At 48.0% G+C, this 19471-nt stretch carries 16 protein-coding genes; 9 read left to right on the top strand and 7 right to left on the bottom strand.

Features of this window, described 5'->3' with window-relative positions:
* Window positions 1–92 precede the first annotated feature (92 nt).
* Entirely contained in the window at window positions 93–890 is a 798-nt protein-coding gene (locus A8708_RS13200; protein WP_068664055.1) for an AraC family transcriptional regulator, read from the bottom strand.
* 364 nt (window positions 891–1254) lie between these two features.
* Here A8708_RS13200 and A8708_RS13195 point away from each other — a divergent pair, with 364 nt between their 5' ends.
* Genes A8708_RS13195 through A8708_RS13180 form a run of 4 tightly spaced genes read left to right on the top strand, consistent with a single transcriptional unit; the run spans window position 1255 to window position 6406 of the window.
* The gene (locus A8708_RS13195) at window positions 1255–2625 is read left to right on the top strand and encodes an aldehyde dehydrogenase (RefSeq protein WP_068664053.1); all 1371 of its coding nucleotides are present in this window, start codon (window positions 1255–1257) and stop codon (window positions 2623–2625) included.
* Window positions 2626–2651: 26 nt separating this feature from the next.
* Complete coding sequence (locus A8708_RS13190) at window positions 2652–3845, top strand: amino acid deaminase/aldolase (protein ID WP_068664052.1); 1194 nt, start codon at window positions 2652–2654, stop codon at window positions 3843–3845.
* The gene (locus A8708_RS13185) at window positions 3842–5152 is read left to right on the top strand and encodes a D-arabinono-1,4-lactone oxidase (protein WP_068664050.1); all 1311 of its coding nucleotides are present in this window, start codon (window positions 3842–3844) and stop codon (window positions 5150–5152) included. The genes A8708_RS13190 and A8708_RS13185 overlap by 4 nt, the downstream gene beginning before the upstream one ends.
* Window positions 5153–5188: 36 nt before the next feature.
* Window positions 5189–6406 carry an MFS transporter gene (locus A8708_RS13180; protein ID WP_068664048.1) on the top strand — a complete coding sequence of 406 codons (1218 nt, stop codon included), beginning with the start codon at window positions 5189–5191 and terminating at the stop codon, window positions 6404–6406.
* A 160-nt stretch (window positions 6407–6566) separates the two neighbouring features.
* Here the strand turns inward: A8708_RS13180 and A8708_RS13175 are convergent, their stop codons facing one another.
* Together A8708_RS13175 and A8708_RS13170 are read right to left on the bottom strand one after the other, a co-directional pair.
* Window positions 6567–7877 (bottom strand): aminotransferase class I/II-fold pyridoxal phosphate-dependent enzyme, encoded by a 1311-nt coding sequence (locus A8708_RS13175; protein WP_068664046.1) that lies wholly within the window; start codon window positions 7875–7877, stop codon window positions 6567–6569.
* A 272-nt stretch (window positions 7878–8149) separates the two neighbouring features.
* Entirely contained in the window at window positions 8150–8731 is a 582-nt protein-coding gene (locus A8708_RS13170) for a GNAT family N-acetyltransferase (RefSeq protein WP_068664045.1), read from the bottom strand.
* Between the two features lie 98 nt (window positions 8732–8829).
* Here A8708_RS13170 and pdxR point away from each other — a divergent pair, with 98 nt between their 5' ends.
* Window positions 8830–10332, top strand: coding sequence for a MocR-like pyridoxine biosynthesis transcription factor PdxR (gene pdxR / locus A8708_RS13165; RefSeq protein ID WP_338044194.1), 1503 nt, complete (start codon window positions 8830–8832; stop codon window positions 10330–10332).
* A 173-nt stretch (window positions 10333–10505) separates the two neighbouring features.
* Window positions 10506–11945, top strand: a complete 1440-nt coding sequence (locus A8708_RS13160) for an NAD-dependent malic enzyme (protein ID WP_068664041.1) — start codon at window positions 10506–10508, stop codon at window positions 11943–11945.
* A 60-nt stretch (window positions 11946–12005) separates the two neighbouring features.
* On the opposite strand, the gene A8708_RS13155 is transcribed toward A8708_RS13160, so the two are convergent.
* Window positions 12006–13220: an MFS transporter gene (locus A8708_RS13155; RefSeq protein WP_239696666.1), complete on the bottom strand. Its 1215-nt coding sequence runs from the start codon at window positions 13218–13220 to the stop codon at window positions 12006–12008.
* Between the two features lie 74 nt (window positions 13221–13294).
* Complete coding sequence (asd, locus tag A8708_RS13150; RefSeq protein WP_068664037.1) at window positions 13295–14083, bottom strand: archaetidylserine decarboxylase; 789 nt, start codon at window positions 14081–14083, stop codon at window positions 13295–13297.
* Window positions 14084–14286: 203 nt separating this feature from the next.
* Here asd and A8708_RS13145 point away from each other — a divergent pair, with 203 nt between their 5' ends.
* Window positions 14287–14583 carry a hypothetical protein gene (locus A8708_RS13145; RefSeq protein ID WP_068664035.1) on the top strand — a complete coding sequence of 99 codons (297 nt, stop codon included), beginning with the start codon at window positions 14287–14289 and terminating at the stop codon, window positions 14581–14583.
* Between the two features lie 76 nt (window positions 14584–14659).
* Window positions 14660–15961, top strand: coding sequence for a beta-N-acetylhexosaminidase (gene nagZ, locus A8708_RS13140; protein ID WP_068664034.1), 1302 nt, complete (start codon window positions 14660–14662; stop codon window positions 15959–15961).
* A 609-nt stretch (window positions 15962–16570) separates the two neighbouring features.
* Here nagZ and A8708_RS35440 read toward each other — a convergent pair.
* Together A8708_RS35440 and A8708_RS13135 are read right to left on the bottom strand one after the other, a co-directional pair.
* The gene (locus tag A8708_RS35440) at window positions 16571–16744 is read right to left on the bottom strand and encodes a hypothetical protein (RefSeq protein WP_157264750.1); all 174 of its coding nucleotides are present in this window, start codon (window positions 16742–16744) and stop codon (window positions 16571–16573) included.
* Window positions 16745–16894: 150 nt separating this feature from the next.
* Window positions 16895–17995 (bottom strand): YheC/YheD family endospore coat-associated protein, encoded by a 1101-nt coding sequence (locus A8708_RS13135; RefSeq protein ID WP_068664032.1) that lies wholly within the window; start codon window positions 17993–17995, stop codon window positions 16895–16897.
* Between the two features lie 217 nt (window positions 17996–18212).
* Here A8708_RS13135 and A8708_RS13130 point away from each other — a divergent pair, with 217 nt between their 5' ends.
* Complete coding sequence (locus tag A8708_RS13130; protein ID WP_068664030.1) at window positions 18213–19403, top strand: glycosyltransferase family 4 protein; 1191 nt, start codon at window positions 18213–18215, stop codon at window positions 19401–19403.
* Window positions 19404–19471: the final 68 nt, after the last annotated feature.

The following is a 19471-nucleotide window of genomic DNA, read 5'->3' as shown; positions in this document are numbered from 1 at the left end:
TTTAGCACTGAAGATACCTTCCAACAATAGTCTGACTATAGTTAACAATGCCTAATTAAAGATATTATTTGCAAAAAAAAGACTAGCGGACGCTAGTCAGGTTGATGTCTGAGACATTGTGATGGCGAATAGCCTTTAATCATTTTAAATTGCTTGCGAAAGTGTGACAGATCGCTATATCCGCAACGATCTGCGGCTTCAGTAACATTGCATTCGCCATTTTGCAGCATGTCCTCTGCATGATTAATTCTCGTTTGGGTCAAATATTGATTGACCAGCATGCCCGTTTCATTTTTAAATAGTGCCCCAAAGTATACCGTATTGAGGCCTACGAGATTGGAAAGTTCCTTGACAGTAACATTGCTTGTGTAGTTTTCGGAGATATAGTTAATCGCCTTTTTTACCCGATAGTCTGATCTTGTGGGATCTTTTTTTAAGAGAATCAGCTCATACAATCTATGCATAATGACAAGCAGCAGACCTCTGGTTTTGGTCCGATACCCAATTTCTTTACGAACCCAAGCATTGGATAGCTCGCGAAAGAGCCCGATGAGGTCGCTTTTAACTCCGATGTGCGTCAGTAAAGGAAGAGGCAGGTTAGCTTGATGTCCGTTCATGTCATAGAGTTTGAAGTTCGCGGAATACACGTTCATAAGGTCATCGACGATGCAATGGGCCATACGAACACTTCCGTGTGGAATGCAAAGAAGATCACCACGTTTCACTTCGTACTGCACGCCATTAATTATATAGATACCTCTGCCTTCTATGACATAGGTAATGTCACAAAATGAGATTTCATTTTTGGCGATCTCCCATGTTGGTGTGCACTTTCTATATATTAAGTAACCGATATCAGGAACTAAGAAGTCGTTAATTTCTACGGACAAAGTTGTTCTCCTCCTAAAACCATGTCTTTAATTTATACCCTATAACTATAATTCAACCACTGTCAATAAAAAATGTAGAAGTTTGATTTAAATGGAAAAAGGTGGAATACATGATTTACGGTCCAAAGCGTACTGAGTCGATCAACGCGTAAAAGACGGCGCATGGGTTCCGCACGGAATAGAAGCGGATTGGCTGCCGCGTAAGAAGAGAGATCTTCTTCATCTTCGCGCTGTTGTCACTTTGGGGATTGCGGTGGTAAGATAATAGAAATAAATATTTATTAACCGCTGTAATTTGTAAGCGTTTTCAATTTTGCGAAGTGGTTGTAACCGGGATATCCATATCTCATAGGGGGAGAGCCGAATGGCGTTAAGCCAATTGATGGAGCAGCAAAAAAGTTATTATCTCACCGGTGCCACGCGAGGACTGGATTTCCGGCTTGCCCAGCTTAAAAAGCTCAAGCAAGCGATTGTTGAACGTGAATCCGATATTATTCAGGCACTTCGCACCGATTTGAATAAGGGAGAGAAGGAAGCGTACGCGTTCGAGATCAGCATCGTGTATCAAGAAATCGCCCATGTCATTAAGCATTTGAAACGTTGGATGAAGCCGAAAAAGGTGAAAACACCAATGACACATTCGGGAAGCCGAAGTTACATCATCCCTGAACCGCTTGGTGCGGCGCTCATCATTGCGCCATGGAATTATCCATTTATGCTGGCTATTGACCCGCTAGTGGGAGCGATTGCCGCTGGCAATACGGCTGTGTTAAAGCCTTCCGAGCTAGCTCCAGCCGTATCCGCTGTGATGGCTTCGATATTGCGTGCTGCCTTCGAACCTCACTATATTGCGGTTGTGGAAGGCGGCGTGGAAGAAAGTCATGCGTTGCTGGAGCAGCCGTTTGACAAGATCTTTTTTACAGGCAGTGTCGCCGTCGGGAAAATCGTGATGGAGGCGGCAGCGAAACATCTCTCACGAGTCACATTAGAACTTGGCGGCAAGAGCCCCTGCATCGTACACGATGACGCGCATTTGAAGTTGGCCGCACAGCGAATCGCTTTCGGGAAGTTCTCCAATGCAGGGCAGACCTGCGTGGCTCCCGACTATCTATTCGTGCATAGGAGCGTGAAATCGAAGCTGCTGGCTTACTTACAAGAAGCCATTGTTTCGTTTTATGGAAGCAAACCGCTGCAAAGCCCCGATTATGGCAAAATCATTTCCCGCCGCCATTATGAGCGGTTACGTCACTTTTTGAATGAGGGAAAGGTTGCTATTGGTGGATTGGCTAACGATCTCTCGCTGCAAATTGAACCAACGGTGCTTGAGGATATTACCTGGGAAATGCCCGTGATGCAAGAGGAGATTTTCGGCCCTATTCTTCCTGTACTCACCTATGACAGTCTTGAGGAAGTGATAGGCAGGATTCAAGCTCGGCCGAAGCCGCTGGCGTTGTATGTTTTTTCGGAGGATAAAAAGGTGCAAGATACCCTGCTGGAGCGACTATCATTCGGCGGCGGTTGTGTCAATGATACGCTGATGCACTTCGGCTCTACACATCTGCCTGTCGGCGGTGTCGGTGAGAGCGGTATGGGCAGCTATCACGGCGAGATGAGCTTTCACATCTTTTCGCATATGAAAAGTATCTTAAAGCAGACGACGAAGTTCGATATTCCTTTTCGCTATCCTTCTAGTAAAATTGGCTTGAAAATCATTCGGAGGCTGACGAAGCCGTAACGGATCAATTAGGAAGAGGGAGTCTCATGACGACAGGATCCTACGAGTACTATAAACAGATTTTCAAGGACGTACCAAAGCCATTTGCTTTCGTTGATTTGGATTTGCTGGATGCGAACATAAAGGCGATTGCGAAGGAAGCGGGAGGGAAAAAAGTAAGGGTGGCGAGCAAGTCGATTCGCTGTCCAGAAGTGCTTCGCCGTATTATGGCAGGGGACGACGTATATCAGGGGATTATGTGTTATACGGCGGCGGAGGCTGCTTTTTTAGCGAGACAGGGGTTTGATGATCTATTGCTAGGTTATCCGCAGTGGCATGCGGAGGCACTACAAGATGTGATTTCGCTGATCCGCGAAGGGAAGACGATAACAATCATGGTCGATTGTATCGAGCATGTTGAACACATTGGGCGGCTGGCGCGGGCAGAGCAGGTGATTGTACCCCTTTGTATCGACATCGATATGTCGACGGATTATCCTGGGTTACACTTCGGCGTATGGCGATCACCTTTGACACGATGGGAACAGGTTCGCCCAGTGGCTGAACGGATTGTAGGGGAGCATTGGCTGCGGCTTGCAGGTATTATGGGGTACGAGGCGCAGATTGCAGGTGTTGGCGATCAGGTACCTGGGCAGGTGCTAAAAAATGCGCTAATCCGCAGGTTGAAAAAAAGCTCCATTGGCAAAGCGGCGAAGTGGAGAGCAGAAGTGACGCGTGGAATTGAGGCGATGGGGGTACAGCTGCGATTCGTCAATGCGGGTGGGACGGGAAGTATGGATAGCTCGCGCGAAGAGGCGTGTGTGACGGAGATTACGGCGGGCTCAGGCTTTTACGCACCAGGCTTATTCGACAACTACAAGTCCTTTCGTTACCAGCCTGCTGCCGGGTATGCCGTAGAGGTGGTGCGACGTCCGCAGCCGAATATCGTGACCTGTATGGGCGGCGGTTATACGGCTTCAGGGCCGACTGGTATAGACAAACGGCCTAAGCCATATTTACCGGAGGGGCTGGAGCTATTTCCTTTAGAGGGAGCAGGAGAAGTGCAAACACCGCTACGAATACGAGGCGATGTCCAGTTGGAGCTGGGGGATCCAGTATTTTTCCGTCATGCGAAGGCAGGAGAGCTGTGTGAGCGATTCCTTATGTTATATGCCGTTTCACAAGGCAACATTGTAAGTACATATCCTACGTATCGTGGTATGGGGGCGTGTTTTCTATGATGGGCAAATCAGGGACATGGACGAATTGGTCAGGTATTGTGCAGGCATCCCCTCAGACCGTGCTTTATCCGGAGAGCATTGAAGCGGTGGTTGATGCAGTAAGGCTATGCAGACGCGAGGGGCGCAGGCTACGGGTCGTCGGTACGGGACATTCTTTTACCCCAATTGCGGCATCAGATGATGTGTTGATCTCACTGGACCACATGCAAGGCCTAATAGAGGTAGATGTGGAGGAGCTGACCGCGACGGTGTGGGCAGGCACGAAACTCAAATTACTTGGCGAACTGTTGTTCTTGCATGGGCTAGCGCAGGAGAATCTTGGCGATATCGATGTACAGTCCATCGCGGGTGCGATTAGCACGGGTACGCATGGAACGGGGCAGCAATTTGGCAACATAGCAACGCAGGTGGTTGGAGTGACAATGGTGACTGGCGCTGGAGAAGTTATCACGTGTACACACGCAACTCACCCTGATTTGTTCAAAGCGATGCAGATCTCCATTGGGGCGTTGGGTATCATCGTGCAAGTGACGCTACGTCTCCAAACTGCTTACAAAATGATGTATGAAAGCAAGCGCATGCCGCTGAAACAATGCTTGCAAGAGTTACCCGATATCGCGCGGGGGCATCGGCATTTTGAATTTTATTGGTTTCCTTACGCGGATCCATGTCAGCTGAAATTCATGAATCCCACAGATCGTGCGGTGACAAGCCGCAAGGTACGCGAGTACGTAGGGGATGTCCTGATCGAGAATACAGTTTTCGGTCTGTTGTCCGAACTCTGTCGTAAGGTTCCTAAGCTCAGTCGGATGGTGAGCCGGATATCTGCCTCGCAAGTACCAGTGGGGAGCAAAGTGGATTACAGTCATCGCTTGTTCGCGACGCAAAGACTCGTTCGTTTTAATGAGATGGAATACAATCTCCCAGCAGAAGCGATGCCCACCGTCATAGAAGAAATGCGTGAGAAAATGGTGAAGGACGGCTATAATGTGCATTTTCCTATTGAATGCCGTTATGCCAAAGGTGACGATATCTGGTTAAGTCCAGCGTTCGGTAGAGATTCTTCCTACATTGCGATTCACATGTATAAGGGGATGCCGCATGAGGGCTATTTTGCAGGGATGGAAGACATTTTTCTAAAGCATGGCGGCAGACCGCATTGGGGTAAAATGCATTCGCTTCGTTCAGCGGACTTGGCAGAAAGGTATCCCATGTGGCAAGCATTTTGCCGATCACGAGAGGAATTGGATCCCGATGGTATTATGCGCAATGGGTATCTGGATCAGATTTTCGGTGTGACGGGGTAACCTTGTCAAGGGACAAGGGAAGAGGGAGGATTCTGGATGAGGGAGACAAGTGCAAGTATGCCTCGATCTCGTTGGTCAGTTGTCACTGCGTATGCCGTGTTAGCGGCGGTGACTCAACTGCTATGGGTAACGTTCACGCCGATTACAACGGCGGCTTCCAGCGAGTGGCATGTTTCTGTCGATGCCGTAGGCTGGTTATCTCTCGTATTTCCACTCGTCTATGTACTGCTGTCAGTGCCATTCGGCCAGGCTGCGGATCGTTGGTTTCGCGGATCGCTGCTCATTGGCGGTGCGTTAACTGGAATCGGAGCGCTTATTCGCATACTGCCTGGCTACGAATATGCTTTGATCGGGCAGCTTGTGATCGCCATTGGACAGCCGCTTGTCCTCAATAGCGTGAACAAATTAGCTGTACTCTATGTTCGTCCAGAACAACGCGCTACTGCGATTGCGGCTGGAACGGCCAGTTTGTTCGTCGGTATCCTTCTCTCTACCGTCACCGATCCCTTTCTGCTGACATGGCAGGGGATGTCAGCTGTCCTGTGGATACAAGGCGCGATCGGGGTGATCGCCGCAGCAGCCATGGGGCTGGCGCTAAGGCGTGCGCCAGTCTTCGAGGTCGGTGCGGCTGCTGCAACGAGCAGCACGTTCGGGTTCGGCGCAATTGCGACACTCTGGTCGCAGCGATGGGTACGACTGTTCAGCCTGCTGCTGTTCGCAGGCTTCGGCATTTTCATTACGCTGGCGACATGGCTCGAAGTGCTGGCCAGCGCGATCGGCTACAATGCCCAGCAAGTAGGCATTGGCATTGGGGTTATGACCGCAGCAGGTATCATCGGCGCTGCGGTTGTTCCACAATGGGCACTGCGCGGTCAGCGCGCGCGGGTGGTTGTATGCTTTTCACTCATTGCGAGCGTGCTTCTTCTGATCGGACTTGCCGTCGGGATGCCACAATGGATGTTCATCTCCTTGTTAGCAATGTGCGGCTTTCTGCTGCTTGCGGATTTGCCTGTGATGCTCTCATTGGCGGAAGCCAAATCCGATCCGCAGTCGGTCGGCGTCGTTACAGGCTTGCTGCTGCTGTTTGGTAATTTAGGGGGCATCGTGCTCTCCCTGATTGTTCAACTCTTGCTAGGGAATAGAATTGCAGCGATCGGCGTGTTAGCAGCTGTGGCCATTCTCATTGTACCTGCAGTTAGGTGGCTGCAGACGACACCATCGAGGTTGCATCGTGATAACAACGAAATGATGTAAGTACATTTCAAATCTACTGTTTAGGTTCGAGCGGGAGAGAGTGGATCGGTGACAGGGTATGAGCATATCATGCCTTTTTGTTAAGTCCATGAACTCACAAAAAAAGAGGTTCCCCCGCCACATACATGGCTATTGGGAAACCTCTTTTTCCAGTTATTGCCTATTTATTTGCGGCAACTGTCTCTATTTCTTTAACGCTTTGGTAGATGATCGTGAAGAGCTCTTCCAAGTTACCCTCTTCGATACAAGAGAAGGCTACACGAAGATCAGTCTCGCCAAGCGCGATTGTGCCTACCCCATGATGATTCAACAAATGTACGCGCAATGCTTCAGCTTCAACGGTTTTGAGCTTTAAACACATGAAATAGCCGGAGTTGAAAGGGTAGTAGCCCCAAGCATCGTCGAACTTGCCACTATCCAGAATGGATTTAGTGCGGTTCGCGCGGCCTTTCATGATTTCATATTTCTCTTGCTTCTGAACATTGAATTCTGGTGAGTTCAGGGCGTGAAGCACGAATGTTTGGGACGGATGCGGTCCACTGGAAATAGTGGCACGGATAATTCCCATTGTTTTCTGTTCGAGAGCACTAAGTAGAGCATCACTTTGACCTGCATACGTAATGAAGCCTACACGGAAGCCCCAAACGTACTCTTCCTTGGTTGCTCCGTCGATTTTGACCGCTAGCACACGAGGATGCAGGTCAGCCAATTGACCGAACAAGGATTCATGCAAGGAATTTTCAAAGAAAAGACCGAAGTAGGCATCGTCAGTCAGGACAACCACGTTAATGCCTGCCTCTGCTGCTTCTTGAATCGCGGCAACAATAGCCTTGCCGTCTTGAGCATCAGGCGTGTAACCCGTTGGATTGTTCGGGAAGTTCAGAACAACGATTGCTTTGCCTTTGGACTTCTGAGCAAGAAGTGCCTCACGCAAGCCTTCGGAGTTAAAACGCTCCTCTTCGTTATAGAGCGTATAGTTTACGATTTGAGCGCCGCGGCGGATCTCGAAAGTAAGCTCGTAATTTTCCCAGTTTTTATCAGGAATAATGACAGCATCACCTACGTCTGCAAAGAGATCGGCAGCGATACTTAATCCATGTGTCAGAGCATTCGTCACAATTGGATTACCGATGAGCTTGTTGCCAATGCTCGGGTTTTCTTCGAGCATTTTCTTGCGCCAAGCTGTGCGTAGCTCAGGCTTGCCAGCCGGTGGAGCATATTCATATATATCTTTAGGATTGTAAGTGGAGAGTGTATCTTGAATGACCTTCAGATGCATGGGTTGACCATTCTCGATGGCAATACCGATGGTAGCATTGAATTTCTTAGCTTTGGCCTTCGCTTCAGCCGATTGGCTGAGAATGCCTTCTTTCGGGAAGTAAATCGATTTACCTAATGCAGAAAGCATGTCATGTACGTGAGAATTTTCACGTTGCAGGGTCTCGTTTAACTGACTTGCCAAAGGATTCATAAGATTGGGTCATTCCTTCCAATGAGCGATTCATTTTTTCCCAGTTATTATATCACTTTCACACCTGCACGTCACTGCGCTAAACAAATTTCTTACCATATAAGAAAGTAAAAGTTTTCGGTTCCCGAAAACCGCTTTCTTATTGGCGATAAAACCTACCTCTAAACGCGGTCGCTCATCCCCGATTGGCCTCGATAGAGGTTTTCTCATGAATTGATATCAAAAGAAGCAAGTGCCTTGGATGAACGCATCCCAGTCACTTGCTCACAGGTTTAATTGATCAAAAAACTTTCTAGTTGTTGCTTAACCTGCGGCCACTCTTTGTCGAGGATGCTGAACATAACGGTATCTCGTACATACCCGTCGTGAAGCACTCGATGCTGCCGGAGGATACCTTCTTTTTGTGCGCCTAAACGAGCAATAGCTGCTTGGGAGCGTTCGTTGCGAAGGTCTGTTTTGAGCTGAACACGCAGAAGATTCAGTGATTCAAAGCAGTAGCGAAGCAATAAATACTTACTTTCTGTATTTACGCGTGTTCTCCACACATTGGAATTGTACCAGGTATGGCCAATTTCCAAATTCCGATGAGGAATGGAAATGTCGAAAAGTCGCGTACTGCCGACGATGGTATCGGCAGCTCTATCGTAGACGCTGAAAGGAATGCCAAGCCCCGCTTCTTGCTCATTAAGCGCTTGGTATACAAATTTGTGAACCTCAGGTGGATTCAGCAAGGGTGTCATAAATGACCAAATAGCAGGGTCGTTCGCAGCTTCAATCAGACCAGGAATATGTGATTCCTGCAAGGGTAGCAAGGTGACGCGGGTCCCTTCTAAGGTTGGTGGCAATAGATTCATAGGTTGATTTCTCCTTACTCGTAAATGATTTTAATGTGATAATAGTAAGCATACTGTATGATTGGATTCATAATAAGTACCAATATGACTCGATTTTTATGTACCATTTAAAAAAAGATAGAGGTGGGTGTATGGCATTTTATTTGCCTTTCCAATCGTACTGCACACGATATCCTAGTAAATACGCTGCATTGTATCATGCGCTTCGCGATGAAATCGTGGGAAATAAGTTGCAGTCCCATACCAAATTGCCCTCTAGCCGAGACTTGGCTAAACAACTGGGTATTTCTCGGGGAACGGTGAATCAAGTGTACGATATGTTGATCGCTGAGGGATATTTGCAGGGGGATGTTGGCAGAGGTACATTCGTTGTTTATGCGGACGGTTATGTGATGTATAAGAGCAAGGTGGGGAAGCATATAGAATTGTCGGCTTGGGGCGTCCGCGTGAGCGAAGGCGAGGATGATGGTGGGGAACGTGGGAAAGAGCAGGAATCCGTACGTGTTCCAAAAGGACGAGAAATTGCGTTCGTCGTAGGGCGTCCGCAAATGGATCAGTTCCCGCGGGAGTCATGGAACCGCGGCATGTACGAGCAGGTGCGGCAGATGACGGAGTCGCCGCAAGCGGATGCCCACATCGCGGAGGGGCACTACGCGCTTCGCGAAGCGATCGCGGTGCATCTGCGGCGGATGCGAGGCATCGATGCGCCTCCGGAGCGCATCGTGATCGTCAATGGGTCGATGCAGGCGATAGCCCTGCTGACCCAACTGCTCGTTAACCCGGGCGATCCCGTGGTGCTCGAGCGCCCCGGGTATCAGGGCGCCAGCCGCGCTGTGCTGGCGGCTGGGGGGGTGCTCGTCCACGCGGCGGTGGACGGGCATGGGCTCATCCCGCAGCCGTGGAACGCGCGGCTGCTGTTCGTCACGCCCAGCCGCCAATTCCCTACGGGGGCGGTGCTGGGCCTGGAGCGCCGCCAGCACCTGCTGCGCTGGGCGGCGGAGCAAGGCGCTGTCATCGTCGAAGACGACTATGACAGCGAGTTCAGGCACCGCGGGCGGCCGATTGAGCCGCTCAAGGTGTTAGACCAAGAAGGCCGAGTGGTCTACATCGGCACCTTTTCCAAAACGATGCTGCAGGACCTGCGCATCGGCTATGTCGTGCTGCCGGAGGCGCTGCACGATGCTTTTGTAGCCGCGAAGCGGCTATACGAGCCGCACCCAACGGGGCTGCTCGAACAGCGCTCGCTCGCCGCCTTCATGGCGAGCGGCGGCTACGAGCGACACCTGCGCCGCATGCGGCGGGTGTACGCGAGCAAGTTCCTGCTCCTGCAGGCGCTGCTGCAGGAGCATCTGTCCACCCTCTTCGAGTGGGTGGACAGCGATAGTGGGCTGCATCTGTTCGGGTGGTGGCGCGGGGACCTGCGCACCTACACAGCTTATGCAGCCGCATGCCTTGCAGTCGGCGTGACCTGGACGGACGCCGGCAATTACGCACTCCCGCCAGGCAGAGCGGGAGTCTGCTTCGGTTATGCCCATCTAACAGAAGCTGAAATCAGGCAAGGAATCGCCTTGCTTCGTTCCATTTCGGTGGGCTTGTGTTAACTTGGTCGGCTCATCTATGCCATGCGTTTACCAAATCCTCTTTTCCTTACCATAAAAAGTCTCTATCACTGTGCAAGATAAGTCTTCTTGGCGATAACTTTGTTTGTCATAGGTTGTATGTTATCATCTAACATGTGTTCAATTAAATTACAAATCGTAGGAGTGATCCTTTCATGGCTGGATTAAATGGTGGGGGCACAAGTGTCATCGTGCGACTGGAAATACATAAGGAACTCGTAACCTTTGGGCGAATTGCAACGGCCATTGGTGATGCAGGCGGCGATATTGTGGCGATTGACGTCACAAGAGCTAGCAAAACGACGACTACACGTGACATTACAGTCAAAGTAAGTGATCCCGAGCATACGGAAACAATAACGAAAGCACTACAGGTTATTCCAGGTGTCCGCATCATTAACGTGTCTGATCAGACCTTCCTGCTTCATTTGGGTGGAAAAATCGAAGTCACCCCTAAAGTACCGATCAAAAACCGGGACGATTTATCCCGCGTATATACACCAGGAGTTGCCAGGGTTTGTATGGCGATCCATGAAGATCCGAGTAAGGCACATTCCTTGACGATTAAAAGAAATACCGTTGCTGTCGTTTCAGATGGAACAGCTGTCTTAGGACTTGGGAACATTGGACCGGAAGCGGCAATGCCCGTGATGGAAGGGAAAGCAATGCTATTTAAACAAATGGCAGGCGTAGATGCGTTCCCCATTTGTTTGGATACCCAAGATACCGAAGAAATCATTCGTACAGTGAAGGCGATTGCGCCAGGATTTGGCGGCATTAATTTGGAAGATATTTCTTCCCCGCGTTGTTTTGAAATCGAAGAACGCTTAATTAATGAACTTGATATTCCTGTCTTTCATGATGATCAGCATGGAACAGCGGTAGTTATTCTAGCTGGCCTGTTAAATGCGGTCAAGCTGGTAGGTAAGCAATTAGAGTCATGTAAAGTAGTTATCACAGGTATCGGGGCTGCAGGTATTGCATGTACCAAAATGTTGCTCTCAGCAGGGGTTACCAATGTCATTGGTGTAGATCGTCAAGGGGCTATCGTACGAGGCGATGATTTCACGAACAAGGCGTGGGGGTGGTACGCTGAGAATACGAATCCTGGATTAGAACGTGGTACATTATCTGATGTCATCTCAGGTGCAGATATTTTCATCGGTCTTTCCGGACCAGGCGTTCTGAAGCAAGATGATGTGAAACGTATGGCCACAGATCCGATTGTTTTCGCAATGGCCAATCCTACGCCGGAAATCACGCCAGAAGAAGCAGAACCTTATGTTCGCGTCATGGCAACAGGACGTTCGGATTATCCGAATCAAATCAACAATGTGCTTTGTTTTCCAGGAATTTTCCGCGGCGTGTTGGACTGCCGAGCATCCAAGATTACACAGGAGATGAAGCTGGCTGCTGCTAAAGCAATTGCTGCTGTTGTGAATGAGGACGAGCTGAACGAGTACTACATTATTCCGAGCGTGTTCAATCACGCTGTGGTCGAGAAGGTTAGAGAAGCCGTTATGGAAGCGGCGTTTGAATCAGGTGTTGCGCGTCGCCGCAGCCAACGTGAGGTAAATGAAGCTCATCACATCTAATTGAAAAAAAAGCAGTTCGGTACAACGCTGATCCAGCGTGCCGAACTGCTTTTTATTAGGTTAAGCTTGTTCTTCTGTCCATTCCTTCAACTTACGATCGGTCGGAAGCAAGAAAGTAAGGATGCCTAGCAAGGGGAGAAATGCGCATAATTCCATGACACGGCCAGTTCCGATGGCATCACACAGGTTGCCTAACACGACGCTTCCGATTCCGCCAAGACCAAAGGCTAATCCCGTAATGAGGCCGGATACCGTTCCTACTTTGCCAGGAAAAAGCATTTGTGCATACACGACGGTAACAGAGAAGCTAGATAACAGAATTACACCGATAATCACGAGCAACACGTACGCCCAACCAACGGTCACATGCGGTAGTAGTAAAGCGAATGGTGCTGATCCTAACATGGAAAAGAAAATGACATTACGCTTCCCGAAGCGGTCTGCAATCGGTCCGCCAAAGAACGTACCAACGGCTCCAGCCGCTAGGAATAAGAAAATGAAATTTTGTGCGCGGTCAATGGATATCCCGTATGTATCTTGTAGGAAGAAAGCGAAATAACCGCTCATCGCCGCGCCATACCAAGAACGAACGAACACAAGGAAGATTAATACAGAGATCGCGAACATGACTTGCTTGCGTCGCTGCGGACTAACAACACGTTTTACCACAGTTTTGGCCTTCACGGGTGCGTCTTGCAGGACAATCTTGTACCAACGAGCTATGTATAATTGGACAGCAATCGCGATAGCCGCGACACCAGTAAACCAGATGGAACCAAACAATCCTAGCGGAATGAAGATCCATTTGGTCATAATCGGAGCCAATGACTGACCGGCGTTACCGCCGACTTGGAAGATCGATTGGGCGAGACCTTTGCGATTTCCAGCTGCCATATGCGAAACACGTGAGCCCTCCGGATGGAAGGCAGCAGAGCCAAGTCCGACAAAACAGACAGACAAAAGGACTACCCAATACGAATGAGCAAATGCTAGCAACAGCATGCCGATCAAGGTCGATGTCATCCCAATTGGCAGCATGTAGGGCGATGGCTTGCGGTCCGTATAGAGTCCAACAACAGGCTGCATGATGGATGCTGTAAAGTTAATCGCGAATTGCACCCAGCCGACTTGTGCGTAACTGAGTCCCATTTCATCTTTCAGAATGGGGAAAATAGCCGGAATCACGGATTGAATGGAATCATTGAGCAAATGTACAAGCCCAATAGCGAGTAAAATCCGATAAACAGTAGGTTTGATATCTCCCGTTCCTTGCATGCTCTTCGAGCTATGGTTAGGAGATGGTGTTGAAATGGATGCCATGGTTTCTCCTCTCAGGTTCTGATTCCCGACTAGGTGTCTAAGAAACGTCCGAGGTCTTCGCCCATTTTCACTTTGGAGCCGAGCTTTAAATCAGGGCGTGCTTCGAACATGCCATCTTCAAATAACAAAACGACTGTGGAGCCGAACTCGAAATAAGCAAGCTCTTGACCACGTTCAAGTGTTTTTGGAAGTGGTGTTACATATTGAATGGAGCTTACGTTCAGAGCGCCGACTTTGACAACAGCGACTTCGCCAGTAGCATGTTGAATGAATGTAATCAATCGCTCGTTGCGGCTAAGTACACGTTTCATGTGGCGCAGCCCGAATTCGTTAACGGGATACACTTTCCCAAGGACATGTTCTTTCTCTAGAATATCCCCAGAAATTGGTGAATGAATTCGGTGATAATCGGTTGGACTCAGATACAGAACGAAATAAAAGCCATTATTGTAATTGACTGTCCGTGGGGAGCGATTTAGCAGCTCGTCGATCGTGTAGTCTTGACCTTTGACATTGACGATCAAACCTTCTTTAATATCACCGATACCAGTGATCATGGCATCAACTGGACTTACAACGCGTGTTGTGTCTTCATGAATGGGGCGCAAACCTGGCTTCAATCTCCGAGTGAAGAAATCATTCAGGGATCTATACTCCTTGATATGCTTTTCAGCATCTTCAATACGAATGCCATATGTTTGGGCAAAACGAGGGATAAAGAGTCGGCTTACTTTGGAACGAGCAAGGGCACCTGTTAGTTGGGAGACCCATTTGCGTGAAGACAACTCAGTCAGTAGTCGAAAAAAAGGCTTAGACATAGATCATAAACTCCTGTTCATTCGTTGGTTAGGAAGGACTTTGGCCTCAGCACAAAGTTTCCTATTAGCGGTTCTTCGCTAATCTTGCCACAGAAAGATAAAAGAATCAATTGTCTATTGTTCAATTCCTTGGGATTAGCCCAGTAAGTTTCTGTATTTTCGACAGCAAATTCGTCAATGCTGTTGAAGAGGTGAACGCGACAATGTCGATAATAATCGTAATTTTTGTTATTTTGATTCCGCTAGTCATGTTGGCTAGTGCATGGTTACTACAATCCATTAAACATATATTCACAGGGGCAGCGGTGCTATGTGCGTATATATTTGGTGCAATTAGTTCCACGAATGTGTACCAAATTCTTCAGGATGACACGGTTTTCATGACGAACATCCATGTTGTTTTTACGAACAAGCTGTTTTTGTTCACGGGTGGGTACTTAGGGGCATATGGCATATATATGTTGCTTCATTGTTTTTTAAGAGAGCTTCGCAGCGAGTAAACTGGCAATTCAACGATTTCCATGCATCGTGCGTCTATTACATGTAGTGACTGTGAAAGTAAAGGCAGGTGACAACATGAAACGAAATTTACCACAAATCATGCGTAGAATTGGTGTTATTGGCGGGTTAGTGCTCCTTATGTCGGGCTGCGCAACACGTCATGAAGCTACGCCAAGTGGATCTCCCGTACCGAGTACGCCGTCAGCAACTGTTTCGCCAACTGTTGTACCAACGGCTACACCGACCCCATCACTTGCTCCTACACCTACGGCAACTCCTGCATCGTCGGTGAATTTCCCGAAGATGACGCTCGATGAGAAGCTAGGGCAATTGATTATTGCGGGTATCGATGAATACACAATAAATGAACAATCTCGTAAATTGATTGCAATCTATCATGTAGGTGGCATTATTCTGTATAAGCCGAATGTGAAAGATACGAGTCAATTAGTGAGCTTAGTGAATGATTTGAAGGAGGCGAATGGGGCGAACAAGCTTCCACTTTGGCTTGGTGTTGACGAAGAAGGCGGCAGAGTAACGCGTCTGCCTGATGAAATTTCCAAGACACCAACAAGTCAGACGATTGGAAAGTCGGGCAAAACGGAGCTGGCTCACACAATCGGTCAGTTGTTAGGTAAAGAGTTGAATGCCTATGGGCTTAATATGGATTTTGCGCCTGATTTGGATATCAATAGTAACCCTAAGAATCCAGTAATTGGTGATCGCTCGTTTGGGGCAAATGCAGCGCTTGTAAGTAGTTTTGGAATTCCAATGATGAATGGCATACAAGAAATGAAGGTCGTTCCGGTTGTGAAGCATTTTCCAGGCCATGGTGATACTTCTGTAGATTCACATATTGGGTTACCCATTGTTCAAAATGATCTCGATCGCTTGCGAAAGCTGGAGCTGATTCCATTTGCAGATGCCATCAAGCATCAGGCGGATGCGATTATGGTCGCTCATATTTTGCTGCCAAAAATTGATGTGAAATATCCAGCTTCGATGTCGAAGACGATCATGACGGATCTTTTACGCAAGGAGCTTGGATTCAAAGGACTTATTATGACAGATGATATGACGATGGGCGCCATTGCGGAAAATTATGAAATGGGCGAAGCTGCCGTGAAGTCTGTTCTCGCAGGATCCAATGTCGTGATGGTCGGTCACGATCCGCAGAAAGCGATAGCGGTTATTCAAGCATTGCGCAATGCTGTTCAAGAGGGCCGGATTCCCATGGACACAATTGATCAGAGTGTGGAACAGGTCTATAAGTTAAAGATGAAGTATAAGCTTCAGGATCAACCAGTGACTGCACCGGATCCGAAGCTGCTCAATGCAGAGGTTCAGCGGGTGCTTGCGCCACTTAGTGCGAAGTAAGGAAGTAGAGTCACTGTGCTGTGATGGTGATTTACGTAGTGTCCGCGACATAGAAGAGCGGTGGGGGGGGATAAATGCAACTAGCTGTTATTTCCCCCTCGCTCCATTAACTTAGCCCGGGAACGCTGCTCATTCGGTACCTGCCAACCTAGCAACTCTACAGCTTCTATCCATTCAACTCAGGTAGGTGAATGCGGCACATGCAGCCTCCACCAACAAGCTATTCTATAGCCACTATCCCATCGACTCAGGAAGGTGAACATGGCACATGCAGCCCCCACCAATCTAGCTACTTTATAGCCACTATCCCATCAACTCAGAAGGCGAACTTTACTCTACAGCCACTATCCCTTCAACTCAGTATTGGAATGCAGCCCATCTTGCCAACTGGGCTTACATTAGGGACAACATGTATGGAGTAATCAATTAACTGGAAAATGTACATCTAAATTTCTAGTTTTCATCCAAATTTTGATTTTAAATGGAAAATATGTAGTTAATTTCTAGGTTTTCACCGTAAATGAGGAAGATGACTGGAAATAGCTGTAGGTTTTCCATTTATTCTTCGCAGAGAGGATTTATTCGCGAGAATAGCTGTACTTTTTACAGTTAATCCCACGAAAAGGTAGGTGGGTGCCCCCGTCCAAGCGAGGACTGTCTGCCGCCAAGCCCCAGCATCTCAGCAAGCCCCAGCATCTCAGCAAGCCCCAGCATCTCAGCAAGCCCCTCATCTCGCCAAGCACCTGTATCTGACCGAGACCCGCCTCCCGTGAGCCCCAGCATCTCTCCCTCCGTCAACGGTTGATGTACAAGCTCTCGATCAAGCTATGGATAGTCGTTATTCAATATAACTCTCAAAAAAAGCACCGTACTCCGAGTGAACTTGGAGATACGGTGCTTTTTTTGGCTTATTTGCTCAGCCCGCCAAGCTCACTAGCACGGCGGCGTGCCGCCGCTAATAATGAACTTGGCGTAACCCATAGGGTTGAAGTAGGTGGCTTTCCAACAATCCTGCATCTCTGCCTCGCGAAAACTGTAACGTTGATCCTTGCTGTTGCATTCAATAAATAGCGGATAGCCATCAGACGTCATGGCAATATCGAGTCCGAGGTCTGCTAAGTTTGGCAATTCGGTGCTAAGATGCTGGGCGACGAGGATAGCGAAATTCGTCAACTGTAGACATACAGCCTCTCGATCGAGCTGTGGATAGTGGTTATTCAATATATCGGCTAAGGAAGCTACTTTCCCACCTTGCGCAACATTCGTGAGGAAGTGCTGACGCGACGCGATCTTGGCAACTATACCTGTAACCCCCCAATCTCCACTAGGACCACGCTGAACGGAAATGCGAAGATCAAAGGGGGATCCGTTTACCGTAGCAAGAGGCAGGCATTGTTGAATTAAATAGTTGCTTTTGAGAATCCTTCGACGAAGCAGCAGAGGCAATTGGTGGCGAAACCTTAAGGTTCGCCAATGCCGGTTGGTCAGCTTTAGATTAATGGGATAGATGAGTTTCCATGCTTTCCCTTGCTTTTCTAATTTCATCACTCCGCGTCCAATGCTGGAGTTAGTTGGCTTAATAATGAGGGAGTCGTAAGTGTCCATCATAACTTTCACATTTTCAACGGTAGCGGGAAATGTACAGGGAAGATGTGGGCGAATTTGCTCATTTTTCATGAGCAGTGTATGAATGCGCATTTTGCTGTAGCGGTTCCAATGATTGAAGATCGTTACGCCTTGCTCTGTCCACTTTTGCAGAACTCTAGCTGAAGCGGCGTCCAAATAGATAGCACGATTATGAATGACTTTGGGGAGATCGGACCATTTTCTTTTAAATTGGTGGCCCTCCTGTACATAGGCATATACTTTCATCGTTTTCAAATGAACATCTTGAATTCGAAAATAACAAGGCGTTAAGCCGAAGTGTTTGCCAGCATCCTCATAAAAGCGAATGGCTTCGTATTGTGTGTTCCCTAGAGGAATACCTGCAAACAAGGAATCGTTAACTAAAATACCCACATAGGGATTACTCATTGACTTCACTCCCTCTTTCGTCGGGCCTTCACATTCGATCAATAACGAAATCACTCTTAGTCTATGGAAAAGAAAGTCATGTGGTTTGTACAATTGGAGATACTTTATTGAAAAACCAAGACAGATGCCTATGCTTTGCCACTATATCCGCATATGTATAGAAGGAAGAAGAGAAATGGGGTGGAGCTTCCCCTCATTCGTCTAGGAGGATCAGCAATTGAAAACTAAACGGAAGCCCCAATCGAATGTTCTCGTTATCGTTACACCTGGATCCTTCCCTATACCATCGGGCTCTAGCAGTTCTGTCGAGCAGGTCGTTGAGAAGACTGCAGAGCAATTAGTGAGCCGTATGCCTGTGGTCGTGCTTGGACGAAAAGCCTCTTATCAACCTTGGAAGGAAATCCGTCACGGTGTATCGTATCGAAGAGTGCCGTATCAGGGGCGATCCGCGTATATTTCACATATAAGCAAACAGATCTCGCAGCTTCATCCAGGTATTATTCAAGTTGAAAATCGACCGTTATTTCTTCCCGTTCTTCGCAAACGCTATCCCCAAGGCATCTTAAGTCTCGTACTCCATTCGACATCTTTTATTAGTCCGCCTTATATTTCCAAGCGGACCTTACGATTATGTCTATTAGCTGCGGATGTCATTATCGTGAATAGTCATTTCCTGAAACAGTTTCTGCAAAGAAAGGTGCCAAGTGCAGCCCACAAAATTATCACGCACTACTTAGGTGTAGATGTCTCTGCATTTACGTCCAAGTGGACAGGAGAAGGGCTTAAAGCTCGCACAGAAATGCGCAAGCAGCTGAATATTGAGCAGCGTAAAATCATTTTGTTTGTGGGGAGATTAATTCCCCAGAAAGGCGTACACCATCTCATTGAAGCGATGAAACAGGTGATAAAACGAGAACCCAGCGCTAAGCTGGTTATCGTTGGTAGTGCGTATTATGGCTCTGCCAAAGTAACCAAATATGTGAAGCAATTAATTCAAGCAGCTAAGGCTATACATGGTCATGTTACTTTCATCCCTTATGTGCGGCATCAAGAAATGCCCAAATGGGTTCAAATTGCTGACGTTTTCGTCGTACCCTCGATCTGTAATGAGGCATTCGGACTAGTCAATGTAGAAGCGATGGCAACGGGCGTTCCCGTCGTAGCCTCGAGAATTGGTGGAATTCAAGAGGTTGTGGAAGATGGGAAAACAGGTTACTTAGTAGACCCGAAGGCAATTGAATCGGAGCTTTCCGAGCGTATCCTACAGTTGCTGAAAGATGAGAGTCTGCGGCGTAAGCTTGGAGAGAACGGTATTAAACGAGTTGATGAACTATTTACGTGGCAGAAAGCTGCTGAGGTGAGAGCTTCCTTGTACAGTCAAATGCTAAAGGAAACGGCTCTTGTCTAGGTTGGAGCACATTTTTGGGGGCTAATGTACGTATTCAGATGAGAATGAATATGTTACCTATGATAAAT

This window comes from Paenibacillus oryzisoli (genome assembly GCF_001653565.1).
Classification (GTDB): domain Bacteria; phylum Bacillota; class Bacilli; order Paenibacillales; family NBRC-103111; genus Paenibacillus_E; species Paenibacillus_E oryzisoli.
Note: the sequence above shows the minus strand (reverse complement) of the source record. Positions and strands in the feature narration are given on the sequence as shown.